The organism is Gilliamella sp. X-60 (assembly GCF_057063585.1).
On record NZ_JBXSQJ010000005.1, the window covers coordinates 71183 to 95147 of the forward strand.

The window sequence follows — 23965 nt, forward strand, 5'->3', positions numbered from 1 at the left end:
TATTCAGTTCGAAAGATTAAAAAAACAGCTATTTTTTTATTTTTTTACTTGCTACAAATCAATTTGCCAGCTAATATTTGCGTGTTTCAAATATACGCCCGTAGCTCAGTTGGTTAGAGCATCACCTTGACATGGTGGGGGTCAGTGGTTCGAGTCCACCCGGGCGTACCATCCTAAAGCCTTATCTAAAAAGCCTTTAAAGTGATTACCTTAAATTCAGGTTTTTTAGTAGAGTAAAACGATACCATCAAATAGCCATTTAAATGCTAACAGCTTTAAAATAAACAAGTTTTAATATCAAAAAATCCAATAAAATCAATGACTTTTCTGAGGGGTTTTTGACAAGAAGCAGCACGAGCTAGTAGGTTGTTTATAAAAAAGGCAGCTATATTAAAGCTGCCATAAAAAATGATCAACAAAACTTAAAGGTTGATTAGCTAATTAAAAATTAATTTCGGTACCAACAAAATAGCGTCTACCTTCTAAGGTTTTACCAAAATCTTCATTAGAAACATCTTTATCAAATAAGTTATAAACACCAGCATAAACCTTAGCTTGTTTATGTACTTGATAAGATGCCCCTATATCCCAGAAAGTATAGCCTGGATAGTCAACTTTTGTGCCATTACGATTATTTGATGATTCCATACCATAATAGGCCATCTTAGCCCATAAATCCCATTGCTGTGTAGCATACCAATCGAGTTGGGTGTTGAATTTTTGTTTAGGCGTTCTATTTAAAGCTCGTCCTTTATATTGACCACTTTTTTGTTCTGTTTTTGTCCAAGAATAGTTAGAACTTAATAAGAAATCAGTAAATAAAGGTGTTTTAAATGAAAATTCAAATCCTCTCAAATCTGCTTTATCAACATTTTCTAACTTTTTGACAAGGTCAAATTTTTCTTTATAACCCAATATGCTACATTCTTCTTTATGTGGAGCCCCTTCACAAATAGTATTCGATTGAATTTTATCTTTATATTTTGTATAAAATACAGTAGCTGACGTATCAATACCATAATCATTGGTATAACCAATTCCAATTTCGAGATTATTTGATTTCTCAGGTTTTAAATTTGTATTACCTAAAATTACTCCTTTACACCTACCTCCACAAGTTACTTGCCCCCAATCATCAACAACTTGACGTAATTGTGGAGTCGCATAACCCGTTGAATAACCACCTTTTAAAGTAAAGTTATCATCAATATTCCAAACACTGTAAACCCTAGGGTTCCAGTTGCTACCATAATTTTCGTCTTTGTTGTAACGTAATCCTAACGTTAAACTCCAATTTTCTAAAATACGTAATTCATCTTCACCAAATAGCGCATAATTCCAACGATCAATTTTAGATAATGTAGTTTTTAATTGATTTCCTTTATCGTGCAGCTCTTGATAAGTATATTTCCCACCTAAAGTCAGCATATTAATACTAAAAGGAATAGTAACACGCGTATCTACATCCGTATTTCGAATCTTCATTTTTCTTTCAGGATTATTATTACCTTCATAAGCGACAAATGAGGTCGTTGACACATCACCAATTAAGCCATTATGCGTTAAAGCAAATGTGTTGCGCTGATTATCTCGATTAAAGTTAGTTCTAGATCTATCTCTTGTTTTGCCAGCCGTTGCGTTACTATTTTGTAAAGCTCGTCCAAAATCGAGATCAAATTTTTGTGTATCTATGGCATTTAACGATAATTTACCATTTAAACTGCGCAATTTTTGCCCAGCATGACCGCTAAGAAATTCATCTTCATGACGTTTTGAATACTGTCCGTACAGTTGAATACCTAAAATATCATCAATAATCGGTCCTATGGTTGAAAAGCTACCCGTGTAGGTATCTTTTTCTTTTGAACGATAAGGAATAACCGACTCTAGACGCAAACCACTTTGCCATTTATTTGACACTTTTTTGGTAATAATATTAATAACGCCCCCCATTGCATCAGAACCATACAATGAGGACATAGGACCACGCACAACCTCAATACGTTCAATTGCTGTTAATGGTGGTAACCAACCTTGCTCAAATCCGGAATTATCACTGTTTGGTCTGGTTTCACGAGTGCTAATTTTTTTACCATCCACTAATATTAAGGTATATTTAGCATCCATACCGCGAATACTAATATCAGTAGAATCCCCACCCCCTGTGATATTTACACCTGGAATATCTTTTAGCGCATCAGTAACATCGCGATAAGGTTTATTTTCGATCTCTTTAGGTGTAATAACCGAAATGGTTGCTGGAGCTTCTTTTACTTGCTGAGAAAACCCTGATGCAGTAACAACCATAGTGTCGGTATCTGCATTGCTAGCAGCTATCGCAGTGCTTGATAATGACAACAAAATTCCCGTATTGATGACATGTTTTGCCAATTTAAACTTCTTTTTTGCGCTCATTTCTTATAACCCCATTATTTATAATGATATTTATAGTTTATATTTTATAAAACACTACACCATATGAGAATGATTATCAATATCTTTATAAAAAATTATTTAGATCTAGACAATTTCTATTTATTGAATAATAATTATTATCATTTACAATAATGTGGAAAAATTGATATGAACAAGAAAAAAAAGTTACTTTTAAGTAGTATTGCGGCGATTGTATTAGGTTTAACCGGCTGCCAATCATCATCAACAATGAGTGTCACCACTGATAGCCAAACGGTGGTCGTCCCTAAAGCGCCTAAAAAAGTAGTGGTAATGAACTACGGCGCATTAGATACATTAGATGCATTAGGTAAAGGCTCAATAGTTGCAGCCACCCCACTGTCAGTTATCCCATCTTACTTGCAACAATATAATAACTCCTCGATTACCGATACGGGCAATATGAAAGAACCCAATATTGAAACTATCAAGCAGGTTAAGCCTGATTTGATTGTTATTGATGGACGTCAGGCAAGTAAAGCCGAAGATTTATCTAAAATTGCCCCTGTCATTAATTTAAGTGTTGACGCCAAAAATTACGTTGAATCGACCAAAAATCATATCCAAGTATTGGCAAATATCACAGGCACTGAAAACAAAGCGGAGAATATTATCCAGTCATTAGATAAAAAAATTCAAGATGCCCAAACTTTAGCCCAAGCCAGTGCTAAAAAGGCTATCGTTGCTATTCATAATGATGGAAAGATGATTCTTATCAATTTAAGTTCAAGTGCGGCACTGATTCATGACGTACTAAACGTTAAACGAGCGGTATCACTCACCGTTATGCCTACAAATAACGCCATAGGCAAGCCAAAACCAATTTTTGTTGATGATAATTATATTAAATCGGTGAAGCCGGATATTATCTTTGTTGTTGATCGTAGTAAAGCAATCGGCAAACAAGGTATGGCTGAACACTATTTTTCGCAACACGTTCTAAACAAAAATAAAACACAAGTTGTCTATTTAACCCCTGATCTTTGGTATTTGTCGGGTGGTGGCGCAGAAAGCATAAATCGTCAAATTGACGAAGTGATTAATGCACTAAAATAATAATGTTTAATTAGCAAGTTTAACTTCCTATTTTTTAAAAGCCTTTATTAAAAATAAAGGCTTTATTTTATTGTTCTATAGCACTCAACCAATAAGCTTTCTTATTCAAGCAAACAGATTACGTTCCGAGTGATAAATAATAGATATCCGAAGCATTGTTGATAGAAATTTCAAATTAGAAAATCAGTGTATTAACTATGATGAAATATGATAAAATGCCGAAGTTATTTTTATTTGCAAATGATAATTAACAAATATAGTTTATTAATTCTCAAACAATACCTCTTTAAATATAAAACACTATTATAAATACTATGAATATGTCACCCCCTACAATTGGATTTGTAAGCCTTGGTTGTCCTAAAAATTTAGTTGACTCTGAGCGAATTTTAACTGAACTACGCACACAAGGTTATCAAGTCGTACCTAGCTATGACAATGCTGATTTAGTCATTGTTAACACTTGTGGATTTATTGACAGTGCAGTTCAAGAATCGCTTGAAGCAATCGGCGAAGCACTAAACGAAAATGGAAAAGTCATTGTAACTGGCTGCCTTGGAGCCAAAGAAGATCAAATTAGAACGATACACCCCAAAGTACTTGAAATATCTGGCCCGCATAGCTACGAAGCGGTTTTAAGTCATGTGAATAAATATGCCCCTAAACCTGAGTACAACCCTTTTACCAGTTTAATCCCGAGTCAGGGCGTTAAATTAACGCCAAAACATTACGCTTATCTTAAAATTTCTGAAGGCTGCAATCACCGCTGCACATTCTGTATTATTCCTTCTTTGCGTGGAGATATGGTTAGCCGACCAATTGGTAATGTTTTAGATGAAGCAAAACGCTTAGCAGATAGTGGCGTTAAAGAGTTATTAGTCATTGCCCAAGATACTTCGGCTTACGGTATCGACATCAAAAATCGCACCAATTTCTGGAATGGAATGCCATTAAAAACTGATATCCAAACACTGTGTGAACAACTATCAAATTTAGGAATTTGGGTCAGATTGCATTATATGTATCCTTATCCAAGTGTTGATAATCTAATTCCATTAATGGCTGATGGCAAAATTTTGCCTTATTTAGATGTGCCATTACAACACGCAAGCCCAACTATTTTAAAATCAATGAAACGCCCCGGTTCAATTGAAAGAACCTTAGAACGTATTCACAAATGGCGCGAAATCTGCCCAGATATTACATTACGTTCAACGTTTATAGTTGGATATCCTGGCGAAACCGATCAGGATTTTGAACTACTGCTTGATTTTTTGTCACAAGCACAATTAGATCGAGTTGGTTGTTTCCCATACAGCCCAGTAGAGGGAGCTGTTGCGAATGAACTGGCAAACCAAATTCCAGAAACAATCAAACAAGAACGTTTTGATCGTTTTATGCAATTACAGCAAAGAATCTCAACACAAAAATTACAAGCCAAAATAGGCAAAACACTAGCTGTCATTATTGACGAAATTGATGATGAAGGCGCAATAGGTCGCAGCATGGCCGATGCCCCTGAAATCGACGGTGTTGTTTATTTAAACGAAGAAAACCAAGTCAATATAGGTGATATTGTTCAAGTTAACATTGAACATTCCGATGAATACGACCTATGGGGAACAGTTAAAAGGTAATAAAAACAATGAAACAACATTATAAACACGAAATAAAAAATCTCGTTAAATTAGCGGTTCCTGTACTTATTGCACAAATATCACAAACAGCAATTACATTTGTCGATACCATTATGGCAGGGAATTATAGCAAAACAGCCCTATCTGGTGTGGCTATTGCAGTGTCAATTTGGTTGCCCACGATTTTATTTGGACAAGGTTTGTTAACGGTATTAACACCAATTATTTCAAACTTAAATGGTGCAGCTAAACGTGATCAAGTTGCTGATCAAACCCGTCAAGGTGTAGTAATAGCGCTCATATTATCAATATTAATGATGTTGTTTCTATACCATTCTGACAAAGTCATTAACTTAAGAAGCTCAGCTGATCACCCTATCGATCCCGAAATGGTTGAGGTTGCAGTCTCATTTTTACGCGCCATAATGTGGGGTGTACCTGCTTTTTTACTCTTTTTGGTCTACCGAAATCAATGTGAAGGACTATCAAATACCAAACCAGCGATGGTGATCATATTCATTGCCCTTCTTGCTAACATTCCAATTAACTACGTTTTAATCTATGGAAAATTAGGTTTACCTGCTTTTGGTGGAGTCGGCTGTGGCATTACAGCGACAATTATTTTTTGGCTCATGTTTATATTAATACGCTTATACACACTCACTAGTGCAAGCCAACGCGATATTCGTCAAACGCCAATCACCAAACTAGTTGATTTTGGCATAATCAAAAAAATTGTTGTGCTTGGCACTCCTCTTGCGCTCGCTTACTTTTTTGAAATGAGCTTATTTGCTGTGATTGCATTATTAATTGCCCCATTAGGTCAAATAACCGTTGCTGCACATCAAATTATATTCACTATCAGCAGTTTAACCTTTGCTATTCCATTATCTCTTGGTGTTGCAACCAGTATTCGTGTTGGTTATTTACTGGGCAAAAAAAAACCAGCTTTAGCCAAACAAACCGCTTATATTAGTTTAGCCATATCCTTAGCCATCGCGATTATTATTGCGCTAATCTTAGTTATTTTTAAAACACCGATTGTGGCTCTATTCACCAAAGAAACAGCCGTCATGACTATCTGTATGCAGCTCATTATATTATTGGCTATTTATCAAGCGTCAGATTATTTACAAGTAGTAGCAAGTAACGTACTACGAGGTTACAAAGATACCCAAAGCATCTTTTTTATCACCCTACTTTCTTATTGGATAGTTGGACTGCCTGTTGGCTATGTTTTAGGATTAACCAATCTAATCATTGAGCCAATTGGTGCAGCTGGTTTTTGGATAGGCATTATATCAGGACTTGCTGTTGCCGCTTTACTATTGATAGCTAGGATGATCTACATCCAAAAACAACCCGTGGAGGTTATTTTAGAACAGGCATCAAAATAACATTATTTATATAAGACCTTCAATACTATAAAAAGGGTTAACCATATTTTGATTCATAGTCCAGTATGGAATCTTGAATAATCAAGCTGAAAAATGGGTTAATCCTTGAATGATTATGGACAAGTCGCGGTTTTATCTGCTATTCTAGCAGCCCACTAATAAAGAAACTTCTTCGTTTTCTCGTCGTCGTTATCTATACCCAATCAGTTTTATCACTAAAATAAGCATCGCCTTGTGTAATAATACTTCTATTAAATGATCATTAATTAATACTTAAATTAAATATTTAATTAAATAAAAAAACATTGCTTAAAATTTGAATAAATTTATAATCTTTGAAACCTAAATTTGATATAATTAATATAGTTACTATAATGATAAAAAAAGAAAATCTATTTTTACACGGCGTGTATATTTGTCTTTCTATTCTGTTGGTTTATTTATTAGGTTTCCCTCAAAGATTTGATCGCATATTTCTAACTTACTTTTCTCTTATCTTTTTGGCGCGATTTACTTTTTTCCGAATCTTTTTTGGCATATGGTTTGTCATAGCAGCACTCTATTTACCGGTAGGATTTTATTATGGTTCACCCAATGTTGCCGTGATTAGTTCTATTGCTGAAACAGATATTGATGAAATGACAGAGTTTTGTTCACAACTGCCTAGTTATTTCTATTTTGTTCCGCTATTCTTGGCGGTATCTTTTATTATCTTATTTAAAAAGTTTCCGTTCCCTAAAATAAACAACCGCTATTTAATTATTTTTGTATTAGGATTAACTTTTTATAAACCAATAAAAACTATTCTTCGACATCATCCAGACACTTTCAGTTCAATAGCTTATTCTTTTTTTAGTAATATCAAATATCCTATTTTAGAGTTCTGTATTGGATTTTATGAAAGTAGTAAACTATATTTAACTGAAAAAGAACAACAACTTAAACAGATTGAACAAACCAATAACATACCAATTGTATCGGTTAACCCAAAGCATAAAACCTATGTTATTATCATTGGTGAAAGCGTTCGAAAAGACTATATGAGTGCTTATGGTTTTAAATATGACAATACACCATTTACCCGCACTCATGCCAGTGTTATTTGGGATGGATTGATTGCACCAGCCCCAAATACTCAAGCATCAATTCCACACCTCATTAGCCAATCGATCTTTTCAGTCGACAAAAAGGTGAATGCTCAACTCAATAATAATATTGTAAGCATTGCTAATGATGCTGGATTTGAAACCTATTGGCTTTCAAATCAAGGCAAATTAGGCGCAATTGAAATTACCGTACCCCGTATTGCCGCTTATGCAAAGCATTCTTTTTATACCAAAAAAGGCGAATATAATGGCAAATCATCAAGAGGAAAACATGATACCTTATTATTACCTGAATTAGACAATATTTTATCGACAGAAGATAGTAAACCAAAACTTATTGTTATGCATCTAATTGGCTCTCATCCCCACTTTTGTAGGCGATTAGAATTTAAAGTGCAGTTTGATCTGAATAACAAAAACATATCATGTTATGTTAGTAGCATTAAAGAAACAGACGATCTTATTGCAGAAACAATCAATAAGTTAGAAAAATACAAGCAAGATTATTCAGTCGTTTACTTTGCCGATCATGGACTTGCACATGCAGATCAATACAATGATTTAAGACACAATCCAAACTACCAAGATAGCTATCGAGTTCCTTTTATCTTTTTTGATTCAGATAAATCCTCCCAACAAAAAATTAATAAACAGATATCGGGATTCCAACTAGTTTATTTGTTAAGCAACTGGATGGGGGTTAAACTAGATGTGAAACATGATTATATGCAAAATGAGCTTGCTCAGATACCCGAACAACAGAATATCAAAGTAAAAGATTGGGATAACAATAAATTATATCAATTTAATAAATTAAAAAATGACCCAAATCCTTTTAATTAATACCCATTATTTAAATAACAAAAAACGCCATCAACACTTTTGCTGATGGCGTTTTTTTAATGTAATAAATTAACTATTTCAACAAGCTATTTGCTTGCGCAAGCACATTTTCAACAGTAAAACCAAACTCTTTAAACAATTGATCCGCTGGACCTGATTCGCCGAAGCTTGTCATACCAATCACTTTGCCGTTAAGGCCAACATATTTATACCAATAATCGCTAATACCTGCTTCAATGGCAAGGCGAGCTGTTACTGACGATGGCAATACTGACTCTTTATACCCCTGATCTTGTTTATCAAACGCATCGGTTGATGGCATTGACACCACCCGCACTTTTTTACCTGCTTGAGTCAATTGTTGATAAGCTTCAACAGCAAGCTCAACTTCTGAACCCGTCGCAATAATAATTAAATCAGGTGTACCTATGCAATCATTTAAGATATAACCACCGCGATACACATCAGCTAATTGATGAGCAGTGCGGTCTTGTTGTTTAAGATTTTGTCGTGAAAAAATCAACGCTGTTGGACCGTCTTTACGTTCTATCGCATATTGCCACGCAATAGCTGATTCGACTTGATCGCACGGTCGCCAAGTACTCACATTTGGCGTAACACGTAAGCTTGCCATTTGTTCAACAGGTTGATGCGTTGGTCCATCTTCACCCAAGCCAATTGAATCATGAGTATAGACAAATAAAGCACGAATTTTCATTAATGCCGCCATTCGAATGGCATTACGTGCATATTCCATAAACATTAAAAATGTCGCACCATAAGGAATAAATCCACCATGTAACGCAATACCATTCATAATAGCGGACATACCAAACTCACGCACACCATAATGGATATAATTACCATCCGCATTAGCTAATATCTCTTTAGATCCTGACCACATGGTTAAATTACTTGGCGCTAAATCAGCCGAACCACCTAAAAACTCTGGTAAAGCTGGAGCAAAAGCTTCAATAGCATTTTGTGATGCTTTACGGGTAGCAATTGCTGCTGGATTTGCTTGGAGTTTATTCACCACATCGTTAGCAATTTGTGACCAATTTTCCGGCAAATCACCATTAACACGACGCTTAAATTCTTTGGCTAATTCAGGATAAGCCTTAGCATAAGCATCAAAACGAACATTCCATTCATCTTCGATCTGCTCACCTTTAGTTTTAGCATTCCAAGCATCATAGTAATCTTTAGGAATTTCAAAAGCAGGATAATTCCAACCAAGAGCCTTACGTGTTGCTTCAATTTCGGCATCGCCTAATGGTGCACCATGGCTTTCATGGCTACCGGCTTTATTTGGCGATCCAAAACCAATCACCGTTTTACACATTAATAATGATGGTTTATCGGTTACCGCCTGCGCTTGCTCGATGGCTTCTTTTAACGCTTTAGCATCATGACCATCAATACTACGGATAACATGCCAGCCGTAAGCTTCAAAACGTTTTGCGGTATCATCAGTAAACCAACCTTCGACTTCACCATCGATTGAAATACCATTATCATCATAAAACGCAATAAGTTTACCTAATTTAAGAGTACCAGCTAAGGAACACACTTCGTGCGAAATCCCCTCCATCATACAACCATCACCCATAAACACATAAGTATGGTGATCAACAATAGTATGATCAGGTTTATTAAATTGTGCAGCTAACGTTCTTTCGGCAATAGCCATACCAACGGCATTAGCAATACCTTGACCTAGTGGTCCGGTTGTTGTTTCAACACCCGGCACATAACCATATTCAGGGTGTCCTGCGGTTTTTGAATGCAACTGACGAAAGTTTTTTAGATCATCAATGGTCACGTCATAACCGGTTAAATGTAATAAACTATAGATCAACATAGAAGCATGACCATTTGATAAAATAAAACGGTCGCGATCAGCCCATTTTGGGTTATTTGGATTATGTTTTAAAAAGCCACGCCAAAGCACTTCAGCCATATCCGCCATACCCATAGGCGCACCAGGGTGCCCTGATTTTGCTTTCTGTACGCCATCCATGCTCAATGCCCTTATCGCATTCGCCAGATCGCGGTGAGATAGTGTGGTTGCATTCATATTATAATCTCCAAAAAAATTTTTTGAGTGAAAATTTGTTAATGCCTGCAAGGTTGATATCACTTGCAAAATAGTTAGTTAAATTAACAAAAATTAGTATAAAAATGGGGAGCTAACTCCCCTATCATGTGTAAATGATTATAGCAGTGCGCCAATCATATCTTCTAATTTTCCTTGATCAACGGCAAATGCGCGAATGCCTTCGGCTAATTTTTCAACTGCCATAGCATCACTATTATGTTGCCATCTAAATTCAGCTTCGGTCATTGGCGCAGGGCGCTCAACCACAGATTGATTTGGATTAAGTTTTTGCACAACAGGCACATTTGATTGTTGCATTTCGGCAAGTAAATTGGGCGAAATCGTTAACCTATCACAACCAGCTAACGCCAAGATTTGATCGACTTTACGGAAGCTTGCACCCATGACAATAGTTTTATAACCATGTTGTTTATAATAATTAAAAATATTACGCACAGAAACAACGCCCGGATCTTCATCAGCCACATAAGGATTGATTGGTTTTTTAGCTTGATACCAATCATAAATACGCCCTACAAATGGCGAAATTAAAAAGGCATTGACTTCAGCACAGGCACGCGCTTGCGCGAACGAAAATAATAACGTTAAATTACAGTTAATACCTTCTTTTTCAAGCACTTCAGCCGCTTTAATGCCTTCCCACGTTGACGCAATTTTAATTAAAATACGAGACTTATCAATGCCCTTTTCCTGATAAAGTGCAATGATTTTACGCGCTTTTTCAATACAACCTTGTTTATCAAAGGACAAACGCGCATCAACTTCGGTCGAAATTCGCCCTGGAACGGTTTTTAAAATCTCGGCACCAATATTCACCGCAACTTGATCACACGCATTAACTAACTGCTGTTCTTTACTACCACCTAATTTTTTAGCGGTTTGCACTGCAGAATCAATTAAATTGCGATATTGAGGGAGTTGCGCTGCTTTCAAAACAAGAGAGGGATTCGTTGTTGCATCTTCGGGGGAAAACTGCTTAATTGAATCGATATCCCCCGTATCAGCTACCACCACAGTTAATTTTTTAAACTCATCTAATTGACTCATACTTTTTATCCTCATACAGCGTGTTATTATAATGAAAGTATAATAACATTTATTCAATAATAAAACGACTTTGTCACTGGATGATGATTGATCTTGGCTGTGGGCAAAAAAGCGCTGTAAAATGCAAATAAAAAAGGCAGAATCAGGCTTTACCGTAACATTATTACTTATTAATATTAGTCATGCCTGCTATTTTTATCGTATAAATAAATTCAATTATGTGAATTAAATCACAAAATCAAATTAGGGTTAATTTGCATTAATCGCTCTTTAAATCGACAAAATACTTAACAAAAAAATTTGCAGATTTAAAAATTCGCTAAACCATGATTTAACTGATTAAACCCAAACATATTCAAGTTGACTAGTTAAACCACAACTTGTACAAGAACGACACTGGTTAGCTTGGCAAGCCAATGGCTGATCTTGCGCTAGCAATTTTATCACGCCTTTTTTGATCCAAAACCGTAACATCTGCTCAGTTGCGCTTTCAGGTAGATGAAAGTGTCTGGCAATATCTTGCAATGGTGCACGACCTTTTAATTGTACATAATCACGAATTGATGTTATTAACATAGCCATAACCAAAGTGGCAGGGTGATCCCAGCATACTTTTCCTCTATTTATATTTTACAAATTAGCCAGCCATTTATTTACTGACAGCACGATGATTTTTTACAGTGGGATGAATTTGGCGCTGTTGATTGATTAAAAGACGAATATCGCCCTAAAGTACGCATAAACAGTACCACTATAATAATAAATGCACTGCACCCAAACAGCCACCAAACGGCTACAGGCGAATGCCCAAGCAACGTAAATTGATAATAAATGGTTGCCGTAAGCCACGCAACGGTAAAAGTCCAAATTGCCACAAACACTATCCACTTAAAACCAGCTTCGCGATAAACAGCACCCAACGCCGCAGCACAAGGAGTATAAAGTAAAATAAAAATTAAATAACTCATCGCAGCCGAAGGTGAACTAAACCCATTTTTAATTTGTGAAATTGTTGTCGAATCCACCTCTAAATCAGTCTGTAGTGAATCCATATCTTGTGAAGCAGTATTAAAGCCTAACGGATCTAAAACAGCATTCGACAAACTTGCCATATTTTTTGGAATGGTTGCTAGCGCTTCTAAAATTCCTTGCGACAAACTAAATGGTTCATCTTGCTCGTTATCATCATCGATAGAATAAAGTGAATTGAGTGTTGCAATTACCGATTCTTTAGCAAAAATACCAGTAAAAATACCAACTGTTGCTGGCCAATTATCGTGTTTAATCCCCATCGGTGCAAATGCAGGAGTGATTTTTTGACTAACAACAGAAAGCATAGAGTTTTGTGAACTTTCTTGCTTAAATGAACCATCACTCCCCCATGAGTTAAGCACACTTAATACCGTTACCATCAACACAATGGCTTTACCTGCTCTAAAAATAAATGACGTTAAGCGCTGCCAAGTCAAACTAATTAGACTACTTAAAGTCGGAATACGATACACAGGCATTTCCATAATAAATGGTGTGAGCGAACCTTTTAATAAAGTGAATTTGAGCACAAATCCCGTCACCATTGCCACTGCAATGCCTAGCAAATATAAAGCAAACACCACTATAGAGGAGTTTTTAGGGAAGAATATCACCGCAAATAATGCATAAACCGGCAACCTTGCTCCACATGACATAAAAGGGATCATACAAATGGACATAATGCGATCACGTGTACTTTCAAGCGTTCGCGTGCCCATAATGGCTGGCACACCGCAGCCAAACCCCACAAGCATTGGCACAAACGCTTTACCCGGCAACCCGATACTGCGCATTAGCCGATCGATTACCATTGCTGCGCGTGCCAAATAACCAGAATCCTCTAGAAACGACAAACAAAAAAACATCGCCCCAATAACAGGAATAAACGTTGAAACAGTTTGAATGCCACGACCAATACCATTGGCTAAAATAGCTGTAATCCAATTTGGAGCATTGATGGCATGAAGTAGCTCGGTTGTGCCATTAACAAAAATAGTGCCACAAAGCACATCAAAAAAATCAATAAACACCGCACCAAAATTAATCGCCACCATAAACATGGCATACATAGCTAACAAAAAGAACGGGATTCCAGTAATACGCCCTAACGCAATATTATCTAACCTATCAGAAAACCGACGGCTAAGCTCACGCGGTTTCTCAATGACTTTTTTACAAATTACATCAATCGTGTCATAACGGGCGCTAGCAAGTGCCACATCGATTTCATTATCACACCACTTTGCAAGCGACAAGCGGCAGTCCGCTAACATTTTGGTTTCACGTTGTGATAAGTGATAGCGCGAATCATCTAATAAGGCATCTATCAATTGCCAGCGATTAAATTGGCGCACAACACTATCTTCAGGCAGATCGCAAATATAACCATGAATCACCGCTTGCTGATCCTCGCCAAGCAAATCAATCGATGGCTGTGCTGCATATGGATGCATTACCATGTTTTCGATTTGTTGATAAAAGCCCTGCAAGCCCGTTTTTTGACGAGATGATATTGCCACCACAGGACAACCGAGCAAAGTTGACAACAGATCAACATTAATCTGTTCGCCCATGGCTTTAACTGCATCGCTCATATTTAACACAACAATCATCGGTACTTGTAAATCAATCAACTGACAAGTTAAATACAAACTACGTTGCAAATTAGTTGCATCAATAATATTAATAATCACGCATTCACTTTCGGACAGCACGAATTGGCGCGCAATAAGCTCATCTTGCGAAACACTAAGCAGATCAGGCTCAATTGAATACGTACCAGGCAAATCGATAACTTCATATTGTGTATGATGATAAGTGAACATACCGGTTTTACGTTCAACAGTTACGCCCGGCCAGTTCCCTACTCGCTGTTTTGAACCCGTTAGTATATTAAATAACGTTGTCTTACCACTATTAGGGTTACCAATTAATGCTATCTTCACGCACTTACCTCCATTACTTCAATGGCTTGTGCTTCTTTACGACGCAAGCAAAGTGCAAATCCACGCATTTTAATTTCAATCGGATCGCCAAGTGGTGCAACGCGCACAGCCAAAACCTTACAACCCGGCGTAATGCCCATTGCAAGCAACTTTCGACGAAAGGGTAACGATTCAGGTAATAATCGAGTAATCACCGCCTCGCGCCCTAAAGGTAACTGATTAAGGGTTAAAGATGACATTGTGCTTCCTAAAAATAACGATAGTATTGATAAAAGTAATCGTATTAAATCAAAGATGCATATCTTAAAAAATAATCAAAATTATTTTTAGTGTAAAAATGCGAATTATTCTCAATAACAACAAATAACACGTAAAAAAATCGAAAAAATAGTAAAATCATAGAAGAACAAAACCAAACTCATTTGGTTTTGCCCTTTTATATCTATAAAATAAATCGTAACAATAGTTTTCAATTGCTTTAAAAGCGTTATTGTTTTCATAAAAAAACGTTCAAATAGCATATTGATTTTAATTAAATTTTATATAGATTAATTCAAACTTACCCCGACATACGCTAGTTATTCATTGGAATTTATATAAGCAAAACGAGGAACCAAGAAGTGAAAATAAATTCTCTGGTTGTTTTCCCTGACTAGCGCTTTATGTCATCACATTCGGTTTTCGACGTTTTATAGGATCGTATACCAACTCTAGGCATTTGAGAACTAGCAGCTTTGCTAGGCTTAAGATCGTCTAAATGGAGATAATGTTTAAGAAAATTATTTAAATTTTTGTATAAAAAACCGACTTGAGTCGGCTTAATTTGGTTAGTTACATTGTGAGGTAATAAGTTTATTATCATTACCCTGAATTTGTTTAATTTGTTGATTGCGCTTGCATTCCCATTGTTTAGGAGGATACATTTTATTCCACTCGGTCATTAATTTATACTCAGAATCTGATAAATTTATATTGTATTTATTCGACATATAGAAATAGGTTCGTGCTATTGTTCCTCGAATCTCGTCGCGCGGTTGAAATTTTCTTCCTTTAAAATCAACGGCTGATTGGCATTTTCCATATTGATTAAATTCTTTAGTGAATTGCGAATAGCGATAATTTGACCTATCACCATTTACCTCACCAATAGCGGGTTGTAGATTGTGTATATCCCCCTCCATCAAGTTGAACGTAACATCTTTTTTACACGCTTTACGTCCGCCATCGCGCCAGCACTGTAGGTGACGTCCAAAATTTTCGGCTGGCATAACGTGTTCCCACTCAATGCGTTCTGCTCTTGTTTGATTTTTTCTTGGAGTGTAACCGCATTTAGTGAAGTCAACAGTCCCTTTTTTATTGTTAAAACTGAATTCACATCCGCAATAAAATTCCGTTTGTTTAGGGTTTTCGTTATAGATTTTAACTAACTGGTTTTTTGCCCAATTAAAATTTTGTTTGCTGTTAACGGTTGGTTGCTCGACTTGTACCAATGAAACTGAACCATCGTGTGAATTTACAACATAAACACCCATAGTATCGGCATAACTAAGATTACAGCACGAGAAGATAAATAATGCGATGAATAGCTTTTTCATAAATCCTTTTAAAAACAACTCCAAAACATATAAAAATTTTAATATTTTTATATAAAAAGCATTGATCTTTAATATAAGATAACTTACAACGTTAGCTATCAAATGAGAGAATTGATAAAGTAATTCCCCGAACTAAGACAAAGGTTTAAAAAGAATTAACATGAAGTTAAAAATATTCATTTTAATTCTGCTACTTTTGATTAGCTCCCCAGCATTCTAAAATAGTTCAAAGTTGAGAGTGACGCCCTATCAATGCCTTCCAATATAACAACTATTATTTAATAAATCAAGGCGATTATAAGGTATTAACTCGATCCAAAATTAACAAATCGAGTAATAAAAATGAGGTATCAACAGCAAAACTTTTAAATAAAATATAAACAATAACACAATGATTAAACAAACCAAGTTAGACTTAAACATGTCAGAAACTAAGTTTATAGTCGAAAGCATTAAACTTTGAAAAAAATAACAAAAAAATCTCTAGATAAGGCTTTCAGATTGCGGACAAATCTTAATATCATTCGGAATTTATGCCCGTATTTATCACTCAAATTTTAATTAATATTTTTGTTAAACCTATAAAAAAATAGTAGACCAAACTGTCGTAATAAGAGTGGTTTTATTGGTTCTTTTATCTGGCATAACTTTTTTACTCTATGTACTTGAGCAAATTTAATTGGCTTTGCCTTTATCGGTCTATCAGATATGTCATCTAATAATTTTTTTGTGGTTTTGACTTTGGTACATTGTGATAATAAAGGATATTATTTACACCGTATCGATTCAGAATGATTATGATGATAACCTTTTTTTCGGCTAGTGATTTTATGCGCTAGCGTTGTCTGCCCGGTCAAGTATAGGTATTGTGTTGGCTATTATAGATAAATGCCTATTTCTGCTTGGCTGGCTTGCGTGTGAGGCGACGAGAACTTGGTACTAGATAGATTTGTTCGGTTAATAGTAAATAGCAAGTGGGGCGGTAAATGAACCCCCAATAATTTGAGGGTTTTGTTTTATATTAACTTAACTCATTAAAGCAAATCATTTTACTTTTAATTGCTGTTGTGCTTTCTTTTGTTTACGGCTTTTGATTAACATAATTAAATTTTTATGTGGTGTTTTCATAGATTATTTCCTTTTAGTTATAATTATAGGGCGAATAAATTAATTTTTAATAATTTTTTACTATATAAATTTTAAGATAGCTAAGCGATGTCAATATCGCTTAGCTGTTATTGGTCAATTAAAACCATTGACCAAAGCGTTTGATATAAATGCGTTTCATCAGTTGTGCAACACAGCAATAGCTAAATAGGGTTGCTAAAAGCCATGGAAAGTATGACCAAGGTAATGGTTGTAAACCGATTAATCCACCCAGTGGAGAAAACGGAATATAAATACCTACAGCCATAATTAACAATGTCATCACAATAACAGGAAATGCCGCGGTGCTTTGCACAAATGGAATTTTTTGTGTTCTAAGCATATGCACAACTAAAGTTTGTGACAATAATCCCTCAATAAACCACCCTGAATGAAACAGCGATTGCGCTTCAACACTGTTTGCACTAAATACAAACCACATTAGTGCATAGGTTGTGATATCAAAAATAGACGATGTTGGGCCAATCCAAATCATAAAGCGTCTAATATTTAGCGCATCCCATTTGCGCGGTTTTTGTAAAAACTCATCGTCCATTTTGTCCCATGGTAATGAGAGTTGAGAAATATCATACAGTAAGTTTTGAATAAGTAAATGGATTGCTAGCATAGGCAAAAATGGCAGAAACGCACTAGCCACTAATACTGAAAAAATATTACCAAAATTCGAACTTGCAGTCATATTTAGATATTTCATAATATTACCAAAAGTTTCGCGACCGCATATTACACCTTCTTCCAATACCATTAGGCTTTTTTCAAGCAGAATAATATCGGCAGATTCTTTGGCAATATCCGTTGCAGTATCAACCGAAATTCCTACATCAGCATCGCGCAGTGCCGGCGCATCGTTTATACCGTCTCCTAAAAAACCAACAGTATGACCGTTATCTTGTAATAATCGGATAATTCGCGATTTTTGCAACGGTGTTAATTTAGCAAAAATAGTGCGTTGTTCGATTTGTATTTTGAGTTCAGCATCATCCATTTTTTCAATTTCAGTACCAAGTAATGGAATACCTGGCTCTAAACCGACTTCTCGACACACTTTGATGGTGATAATTTCGTTATCACCAGTTAAGACTTTAACGCCGACACCATGTTCATTCAATGCTGAAATTGCCTCGAAAGCGCTTTCTTTTGGTGGATCTAAAAAGGTTAAAAAGCCACGAATAGCAAGCGCTGATTCGTCTTGTACAGTGTATTGTTCTTTTGTTTCGCTAGCTGGAATGTCTTTTATGCCAACCGCTAATACTCTAAAACCATCTTTGTTGTAGTCATGTGCAAGTGCAATTAACGCTTGTTTGCGTTTATCGTCGAGCGGTAAGTATTCTCCATTTTCATAAACATGACTAGCAATAGATAGCATTTCTTCAACTGCGCCTTTGCAAATCATCAAATGGTTATCACTGCCATTTTGCACAACCACCGATAAACGACGACGGACAAAATCAAACGGTAACTCATCAATTTTTTTGTATAAACCAACACCCACCTTTTTCATATTGGTTTTTTCTTCGGTGAAACGGATGATCGCTTTATCCATTAAGTTTTTCATACCACTTTGATAATAGCTGTTAAGCCAAGCGAGTTCTAAAACAGAAGAGTCAACTTGCCCCTTTATATCAAGGTGATGTTCTAAAATGATTTTATCTTGCGTTAAGGTGCCTGTTTTATCGGTACATAAAATGTCCATCGCGCCAAAATTTTGGATAGCGTTAAGTCGTTTAACTACAACTTTACGTTTTGCCATACCAACTGCACCTTTAGCTAGGTTAGCACTGACGATCATTGGTAACATTTCAGGCGTTAAACCAACCGCAACGGCTAATGCAAAGAGTGCCGCATCGCCCCAATCGTTTTTTGAAAAGCCATTAATAAAAAAGACAATTGGCACCATGATTAGCATAAAGCGAATAAGCAACCAACTAACACTGTTAACACCACGATCAAATGAAGTTTCAGCACGCGATCCAACAATTGATTTTGCTAATGAGCCAAAATGCGTATCAGCACCGGTTGCAACCACAATGGCAGTTGCGGTGCCACTAACAACATTAGTGCCCATAAAACAGATGTTATTAACATCAAGTAAATTATTCTTATTAATATCTGATGCTTCGATATTATCGGTATTTTTTTGTGTTACCGCGCCTAATGTGTCGTATTTTTCAACCGGAATCGATTCGCCAGTGAGTACAGCTTGACTAACAAATAAGTCACGAGATTCGATTAATCGGATATCAGCAGGGATCATGTCACCTGCTGATAAATAAACAATATCTCCTGGAACAATTTCACTTAATGGAATTTCAATGCGTTCTGGGGTCATATCTTTATGGGCACGTCTTAGCACAGTTGCGGTTGTGCGAATCATTGATTTTAGCGCTTCGGCCGCTTTGTTTGATCGAAACTCTTGCCAAAAACGCAATATCCCACTGAGCGATACCATGGTTAGGATAATAATAATTCCTGTTAAATCAGTTTCTTCACCATTTTGCAAAGGCAACCAAAAATCGGTCACAAAACTGACACTAGCTAATGCTAATAATACAAATATAAATGGGTTATTAAATGCCATTAATAGTTGCACTATCACTGATGGCGCTTTTTCTCGTGCGACTTCGTTTTTACCATATTGTTCAATTCTCGATTTGACACTTTCTTGTGTTAATCCTGAAAGGCTGGATTGAAATTTAGATAAAATGCTATCTAGGCTGTTTTGTGCTTCGTTGATAGCCTTGATATCTACACTATTTTGTGTTTTGGTTTTTGATGTGTTTTTTGTCATCATGAGTACCTATATTCATAATTTTGGCAAAAGCATGCCAACTCATTGTTACCAAGTAACGATAAGTCATTAAATTTTGAGATGAGCTAAAATTTTTAGTGCATAGCAAAACTAGCCCATAAAGCTATTTTGTATAGCTAGTGCTGAGCATTAAATTTAATTAGCAAATAGAATTAATTAAGAATTTAGATACAACTCGGTGGTTCTAAATGTTTTTCTGAAAGATGTAAAACACGCAACATTAAGCTTTGTGCGCATTGATGTTTTGAATTTGTGTGATAGCGTGTAAAAAAATGCATATCGTTCACCATTACCGTTTTATCAATTTCGGCTTGTGAACTGAAAAAATGGTGATTTAGACAGGTTCATTAACCGATAATGATGTGTTTAAAATTATCTCCCCACATTTTGGGGTGACCCGATTGAGTGTCCATATTTCTCCTGTAAATTGAACTCTTCACTTTGTATTTCAACTTCCCTTCACCCTCATTTTTAACTTCCATAATAGCTAAAAAAGGAAGAAAAGCTTTAAAGGCGGGCATTTTATACGCCTTTCCGAAACAAAAGTCAACCCATACAGCCTTAAAAGAGTGATAATTGTTGGAAAACAGCATTTATCGCCGTTTTTATCTTCATTTTATATCGAATTTATACCCAAATTACCTAATATAAGATGCCATCACTTTACAATTAATTAACAGGAATATTTTAAATGGAACTTTCTAAATTACTCCATATGTAGGAGTTACTCGCGTTGTTTACAGTAAGTTGAAAAACTACAGTTAATAAATATACATAACAAAACTAACGCCATATCACAAACAAGCGATATGACGCTTATATCATAAAAAAATAACCGTCACGGATTTGTCTCAACATATTATGATCAGTCATTCGATCTCTTATAAAGTAATAAGCGACATTTAATCTCAATTTATTTGGAACATTGCATTTATAACACCGAAAGATCCCATGAAGTATTAAATAATATGCCATTTATTAAATATAAAACACTAAAACAGACAGCATCATTTTCTACATGAATTGCGTACTCACTATGAGGTATTTATTTAACTATTCACTTTTTAGGCTGTGATTTTGTAAAAAATATTCAGGAGTCTATACCGTTTCACGATTAATTGAGACTTTGCAGTATCTATTGGTTAAAACGTGTGATAACCATCCTATCAATCAAAAATTCACTAAACCTGCCTACCCACAAACGAATGGCAAAGCCGAAAGGAATAGGCATTTTAATGAAGAAAAGTGTTCTCGTTTTCGGTTATATTTTTTGTAAAAAATATTCAGGAGTCTATACCGTTTCGCGATTAATTGAGACTTTGCAGTATCTATTGGTTAAAACGTGTGATAACCATCCTATCAATCAAAAATTCACTAAACCTGCCTACCCACGAACGAATGGCAAAGCCGAAAGGAATAGGCATTTTAATGAAGAAAAGTGTTCTCGTTTTCGGTTATATTTTTTGTAAAAAATATTCAGGAGTCTATACCGTTTCGCGATTAATTGAGATTTTGCAGTATCTGTTCGTTAAAACGTATGATAACCATCCTATCAATCAAAAATTCACTAAACCTGCCTACCCACGAACGAATAGCAAAGCCGAAAGTCTGATACGAAAATTTATCAAGCAGTAACCTGATCAACAATAGTTAGCCATTCAAAAGAAAAAAAATCAAAGGTTAAGCTATAATACGGTTAAACCACATAATGCGATTTCAGGTAATTTAGAAGAAATGACTAAATAAGAAAAATAACAAATTCAGCGACGAGATTAAAATAGTCAGTCAATATGACTATTTTAATAAACAGGATGAAACGTTTTTGTTAAATGTTATCCTGTTTTTCGTTTATATCAAATCAAGCCCGAATATTGAGTCTGGTATTTTTTAACTGATTAACCAGCTCTAATAGTGATGTATTGAGCTGATGCATAAACTGCTGGTATGTAAAGGCTTTCTTACTAATTTCGTCCAATTGTAATTCCCAATGTGCAGTCATGTCAGGCATCGACATGATATCGGGTAGAGATAAAATCAGATTTTTACCCACGTCAGTTGAGCGAATCGCTTTACCTTGACGAGTTAAAAATTGGCGTTTAAATAACAATTCAATAATGCCGGCCCTTGTTGCTTCGGTACCTAAACCATCGGTTTCACGCAGTATTTTTTTGATTTCAGGATCTTTAACAAATCGGGCAATTCCTGTCATAGCAGACAATAATGTTGCATCAGTAAAAGGTCTTGGCGGTTGGGTTTCTTTACTAACCAGCTCGGTATCAATACATTGCACAGTTTCGCCCTTTTTAACTAATTTAGTTAATAAACCATTACTTTCATTGTCATTTGTCTCGGTGTCAGCTTGGTAGTTTTTACTTCTAAATAAAACTTTCCAACCTTCGTCAAGCATCTGGTTGGCTTTAGAAATAAATTTTCCCCCTTGAATTTCAACATCAATTTGCAATTCTGCATATTTATAAGCTGGGTAAAATTGAGCTAAATATTGCGTTGCCACAACTTGATACACCGCTTTTTCGTTATCAGTTAAGTTTTCCATTCTAGCTTTGCGCAAAGTTGGAATAATAGCGTGATGTGCTTCAACTTTTTTATCATTCCAAGCCTTGGAACGTAATGCAAAATTAGCATCACTAATAGCGGTTTGTAGTTCAGGGCAATTATTTTCAATGGCGGACTTTATGCCTGTAATTTGTTTTAAATGTTCTTCGGGTAGAAAGCGACAATCCGACCTTGGATAGGTGATTAATTTGTGTTTTTCATATAACGATTGGCAAATGTCGAGCACATCTTGAGCGCTCAATCCATTTTTTTTGGCCATTTCAATTTGCAATGCCGATAAATTAAATGGCATGGGTGGCGCTAGTTCTTTCTTTTTATTACTGACTTTATCAATTTTTCCAGATTGATTATTAATGCGCTGACAAACATTTTCGGCTAACTTTTTGACTAATACACGCCCTTCTTCATCCTGATAAGGCGCACAGGCTTCGCTGGGTTGCCATTTCGCTTTGAATATTTCATTATCTTTGGTTTGCAGCACAGCAAAAACTTCATAAAATGGTTTAGGTACAAATTGCGTTATCTCTAAATCTCGTCTAACCACCAATCCTAAAATAGGCGTTTGCACTCGCCCTATTGATAATACGCCTCGATAACCGTTTTTTTGCCCAACAATAGTACAAAGCCGGCTCATATTAATACCATAAAGCCAATCGGCTCGAGCTCTTGCTAATGCAGAAGTGGATAAAGGGATAAAATCTTGATTACTACGTAATTGTTGTAAGGATTTTTCAACAGCGCTGGCATTCAAATCACTGATTAAACACCGCTGTATTGCTTTGCGTTTATGTGGTGGTAATTGACAATAATTTAAGACTTCATCAACCAATAACTGCCCTTCTCTATCTGGGTCACCTGCGTGCACAATTTGATCAGCTGATTTAATCAGATCCACTAGAATATTAAATTGCTTTTTGGTATTGTCTTTTGGCATTAATATCCATTGCTGGGGCACGATGGGTAAATCGTTAATCGCCCATTTTTTATAACGAGGATCATAGACTTCGGGTGTTGCTTGCTCTAATAGATGCCCAATACACCAGCTCACAACATCGCCATTACTTGCTTTAATAAAGCCATTGCCTTTTTGATGAGGTTTAGGTAAGACATCAGCAATAGCCCGAGCTAAGCTAGGTTTTTCGGCGATAAATAAACGATAAGAGTGTTTAGATTGCATAAC

Annotated in this window: 14 protein-coding genes and 1 tRNA gene; 5 read left to right on the plus strand and 10 right to left on the minus strand. The window is 35.8% G+C overall.

The features are described from left to right. Positions 1–94: 94 nt before the first annotated feature. Positions 95–171 (plus strand) — tRNA-Val (locus ACYIAM_RS04405). Between the two features lie 270 nt (positions 172–441). Here ACYIAM_RS04405 and ACYIAM_RS04410 read toward each other — a convergent pair. Further along, positions 442–2415: a TonB-dependent receptor domain-containing protein gene (locus ACYIAM_RS04410; RefSeq protein WP_483747410.1), complete on the minus strand. Its 1974-nt coding sequence runs from the start codon at positions 2413–2415 to the stop codon at positions 442–444. Between the two features lie 168 nt (positions 2416–2583). On the opposite strand from ACYIAM_RS04410, the gene ACYIAM_RS04415 reads away from it, so the two are divergent. From ACYIAM_RS04415 to ACYIAM_RS04430, 4 genes are all read left to right on the plus strand, one after another. Further along, positions 2584–3510 carry a siderophore ABC transporter substrate-binding protein gene (locus ACYIAM_RS04415; RefSeq protein WP_483747411.1) on the plus strand — a complete coding sequence of 309 codons (927 nt, stop codon included), beginning with the start codon at positions 2584–2586 and terminating at the stop codon, positions 3508–3510. Positions 3511–3830: 320 nt separating this feature from the next. Further along, entirely contained in the window at positions 3831–5147 is a 1317-nt protein-coding gene (rimO, locus tag ACYIAM_RS04420; RefSeq protein ID WP_483747412.1) for a 30S ribosomal protein S12 methylthiotransferase RimO, read from the plus strand. A gap of 8 nt (positions 5148–5155) precedes the next feature. After that, positions 5156–6544 (plus strand): MATE family efflux transporter, encoded by a 1389-nt coding sequence (locus tag ACYIAM_RS04425; protein WP_483747413.1) that lies wholly within the window; start codon positions 5156–5158, stop codon positions 6542–6544. A gap of 374 nt (positions 6545–6918) precedes the next feature. Continuing rightward, positions 6919–8493, plus strand: a complete 1575-nt coding sequence (locus ACYIAM_RS04430; protein ID WP_483747414.1) for a phosphoethanolamine transferase — start codon at positions 6919–6921, stop codon at positions 8491–8493. A gap of 73 nt (positions 8494–8566) precedes the next feature. Here the strand turns inward: ACYIAM_RS04430 and tkt are convergent, their stop codons facing one another. From tkt to ACYIAM_RS04475, 9 genes are all read right to left on the minus strand, one after another. Continuing rightward, complete coding sequence (gene tkt / locus ACYIAM_RS04435) at positions 8567–10573, minus strand: transketolase (RefSeq protein ID WP_483747415.1); 2007 nt, start codon at positions 10571–10573, stop codon at positions 8567–8569. A gap of 138 nt (positions 10574–10711) precedes the next feature. Next, complete coding sequence (gene tal, locus ACYIAM_RS04440) at positions 10712–11662, minus strand: transaldolase (RefSeq protein WP_174797214.1); 951 nt, start codon at positions 11660–11662, stop codon at positions 10712–10714. A 339-nt stretch (positions 11663–12001) separates the two neighbouring features. Continuing rightward, entirely contained in the window at positions 12002–12238 is a 237-nt protein-coding gene (locus tag ACYIAM_RS04445) for a FeoC-like transcriptional regulator (protein ID WP_174797215.1), read from the minus strand. Between the two features lie 77 nt (positions 12239–12315). Continuing rightward, entirely contained in the window at positions 12316–14640 is a 2325-nt protein-coding gene (gene feoB / locus ACYIAM_RS04450) for a Fe(2+) transporter permease subunit FeoB (RefSeq protein ID WP_483747416.1), read from the minus strand. Beyond that, the gene (locus tag ACYIAM_RS04455) at positions 14637–14879 is read right to left on the minus strand and encodes a FeoA family protein (RefSeq protein WP_174797217.1); all 243 of its coding nucleotides are present in this window, start codon (positions 14877–14879) and stop codon (positions 14637–14639) included. Before ACYIAM_RS04455 ends, feoB begins: the two co-directional genes overlap by 4 nt. Positions 14880–15467: 588 nt before the next feature. After that, complete coding sequence (locus tag ACYIAM_RS04460) at positions 15468–16235, minus strand: endonuclease (RefSeq protein WP_202984976.1); 768 nt, start codon at positions 16233–16235, stop codon at positions 15468–15470. 1246 nt (positions 16236–17481) lie between these two features. Next, a complete protein-coding gene (gene mgtA, locus ACYIAM_RS04465) occupies positions 17482–20190 on the minus strand; it encodes a magnesium-translocating P-type ATPase (protein ID WP_483747417.1) in 2709 nt (902 codons plus the stop codon). A 368-nt stretch (positions 20191–20558) separates the two neighbouring features. Further along, on the minus strand, positions 20559–20732 hold the full coding sequence (locus ACYIAM_RS04470; RefSeq protein WP_160431542.1) for a hypothetical protein: 174 nt from the start codon (positions 20730–20732) through the stop codon (positions 20559–20561). 1337 nt (positions 20733–22069) lie between these two features. Beyond that, positions 22070–23962 (minus strand): DNA topoisomerase III, encoded by a 1893-nt coding sequence (locus ACYIAM_RS04475; protein ID WP_483747418.1) that lies wholly within the window; start codon positions 23960–23962, stop codon positions 22070–22072. Positions 23963–23965 lie beyond the last annotated feature (3 nt).

What these genes read in the sequence shown, in the direction of transcription:
- ACYIAM_RS04425 (WP_483747413.1), top strand. Translation starts at nt 5,156, where the DNA reads ATGAAACAACATTATAAACACGAAATAAAAAATCTCGTTAAATTAGCG.
- ACYIAM_RS04460 (WP_202984976.1), bottom strand. Translation starts at nt 16,235, where the DNA reads ATGAAAAAGCTATTCATCGCATTATTTATCTTCTCGTGCTGTAATCTT.
- ACYIAM_RS04430 (WP_483747414.1), top strand. Translation starts at nt 6,919, where the DNA reads ATGATAAAAAAAGAAAATCTATTTTTACACGGCGTGTATATTTGTCTT.
- rimO (WP_483747412.1), top strand. Translation starts at nt 3,831, where the DNA reads ATGTCACCCCCTACAATTGGATTTGTAAGCCTTGGTTGTCCTAAAAAT.
- mgtA (WP_483747417.1), bottom strand. Translation starts at nt 20,190, where the DNA reads ATGACAAAAAACACATCAAAAACCAAAACACAAAATAGTGTAGATATC.
- ACYIAM_RS04410 (WP_483747410.1), bottom strand. Translation starts at nt 2,415, where the DNA reads ATGAGCGCAAAAAAGAAGTTTAAATTGGCAAAACATGTCATCAATACG.
- ACYIAM_RS04445 (WP_174797215.1), bottom strand. Translation starts at nt 12,238, where the DNA reads ATGTTAATAACATCAATTCGTGATTATGTACAATTAAAAGGTCGTGCA.
- ACYIAM_RS04455 (WP_174797217.1), bottom strand. Translation starts at nt 14,879, where the DNA reads ATGTCATCTTTAACCCTTAATCAGTTACCTTTAGGGCGCGAGGCGGTG.
- tkt (WP_483747415.1), bottom strand. Translation starts at nt 10,573, where the DNA reads ATGAATGCAACCACACTATCTCACCGCGATCTGGCGAATGCGATAAGG.
- ACYIAM_RS04415 (WP_483747411.1), top strand. Translation starts at nt 2,584, where the DNA reads ATGAACAAGAAAAAAAAGTTACTTTTAAGTAGTATTGCGGCGATTGTA.
- ACYIAM_RS04470 (WP_160431542.1), bottom strand. Translation starts at nt 20,732, where the DNA reads ATGCCCGCCTTTAAAGCTTTTCTTCCTTTTTTAGCTATTATGGAAGTT.
- ACYIAM_RS04475 (WP_483747418.1), bottom strand. Translation starts at nt 23,962, where the DNA reads ATGCAATCTAAACACTCTTATCGTTTATTTATCGCCGAAAAACCTAGC.
- tal (WP_174797214.1), bottom strand. Translation starts at nt 11,662, where the DNA reads ATGAGTCAATTAGATGAGTTTAAAAAATTAACTGTGGTGGTAGCTGAT.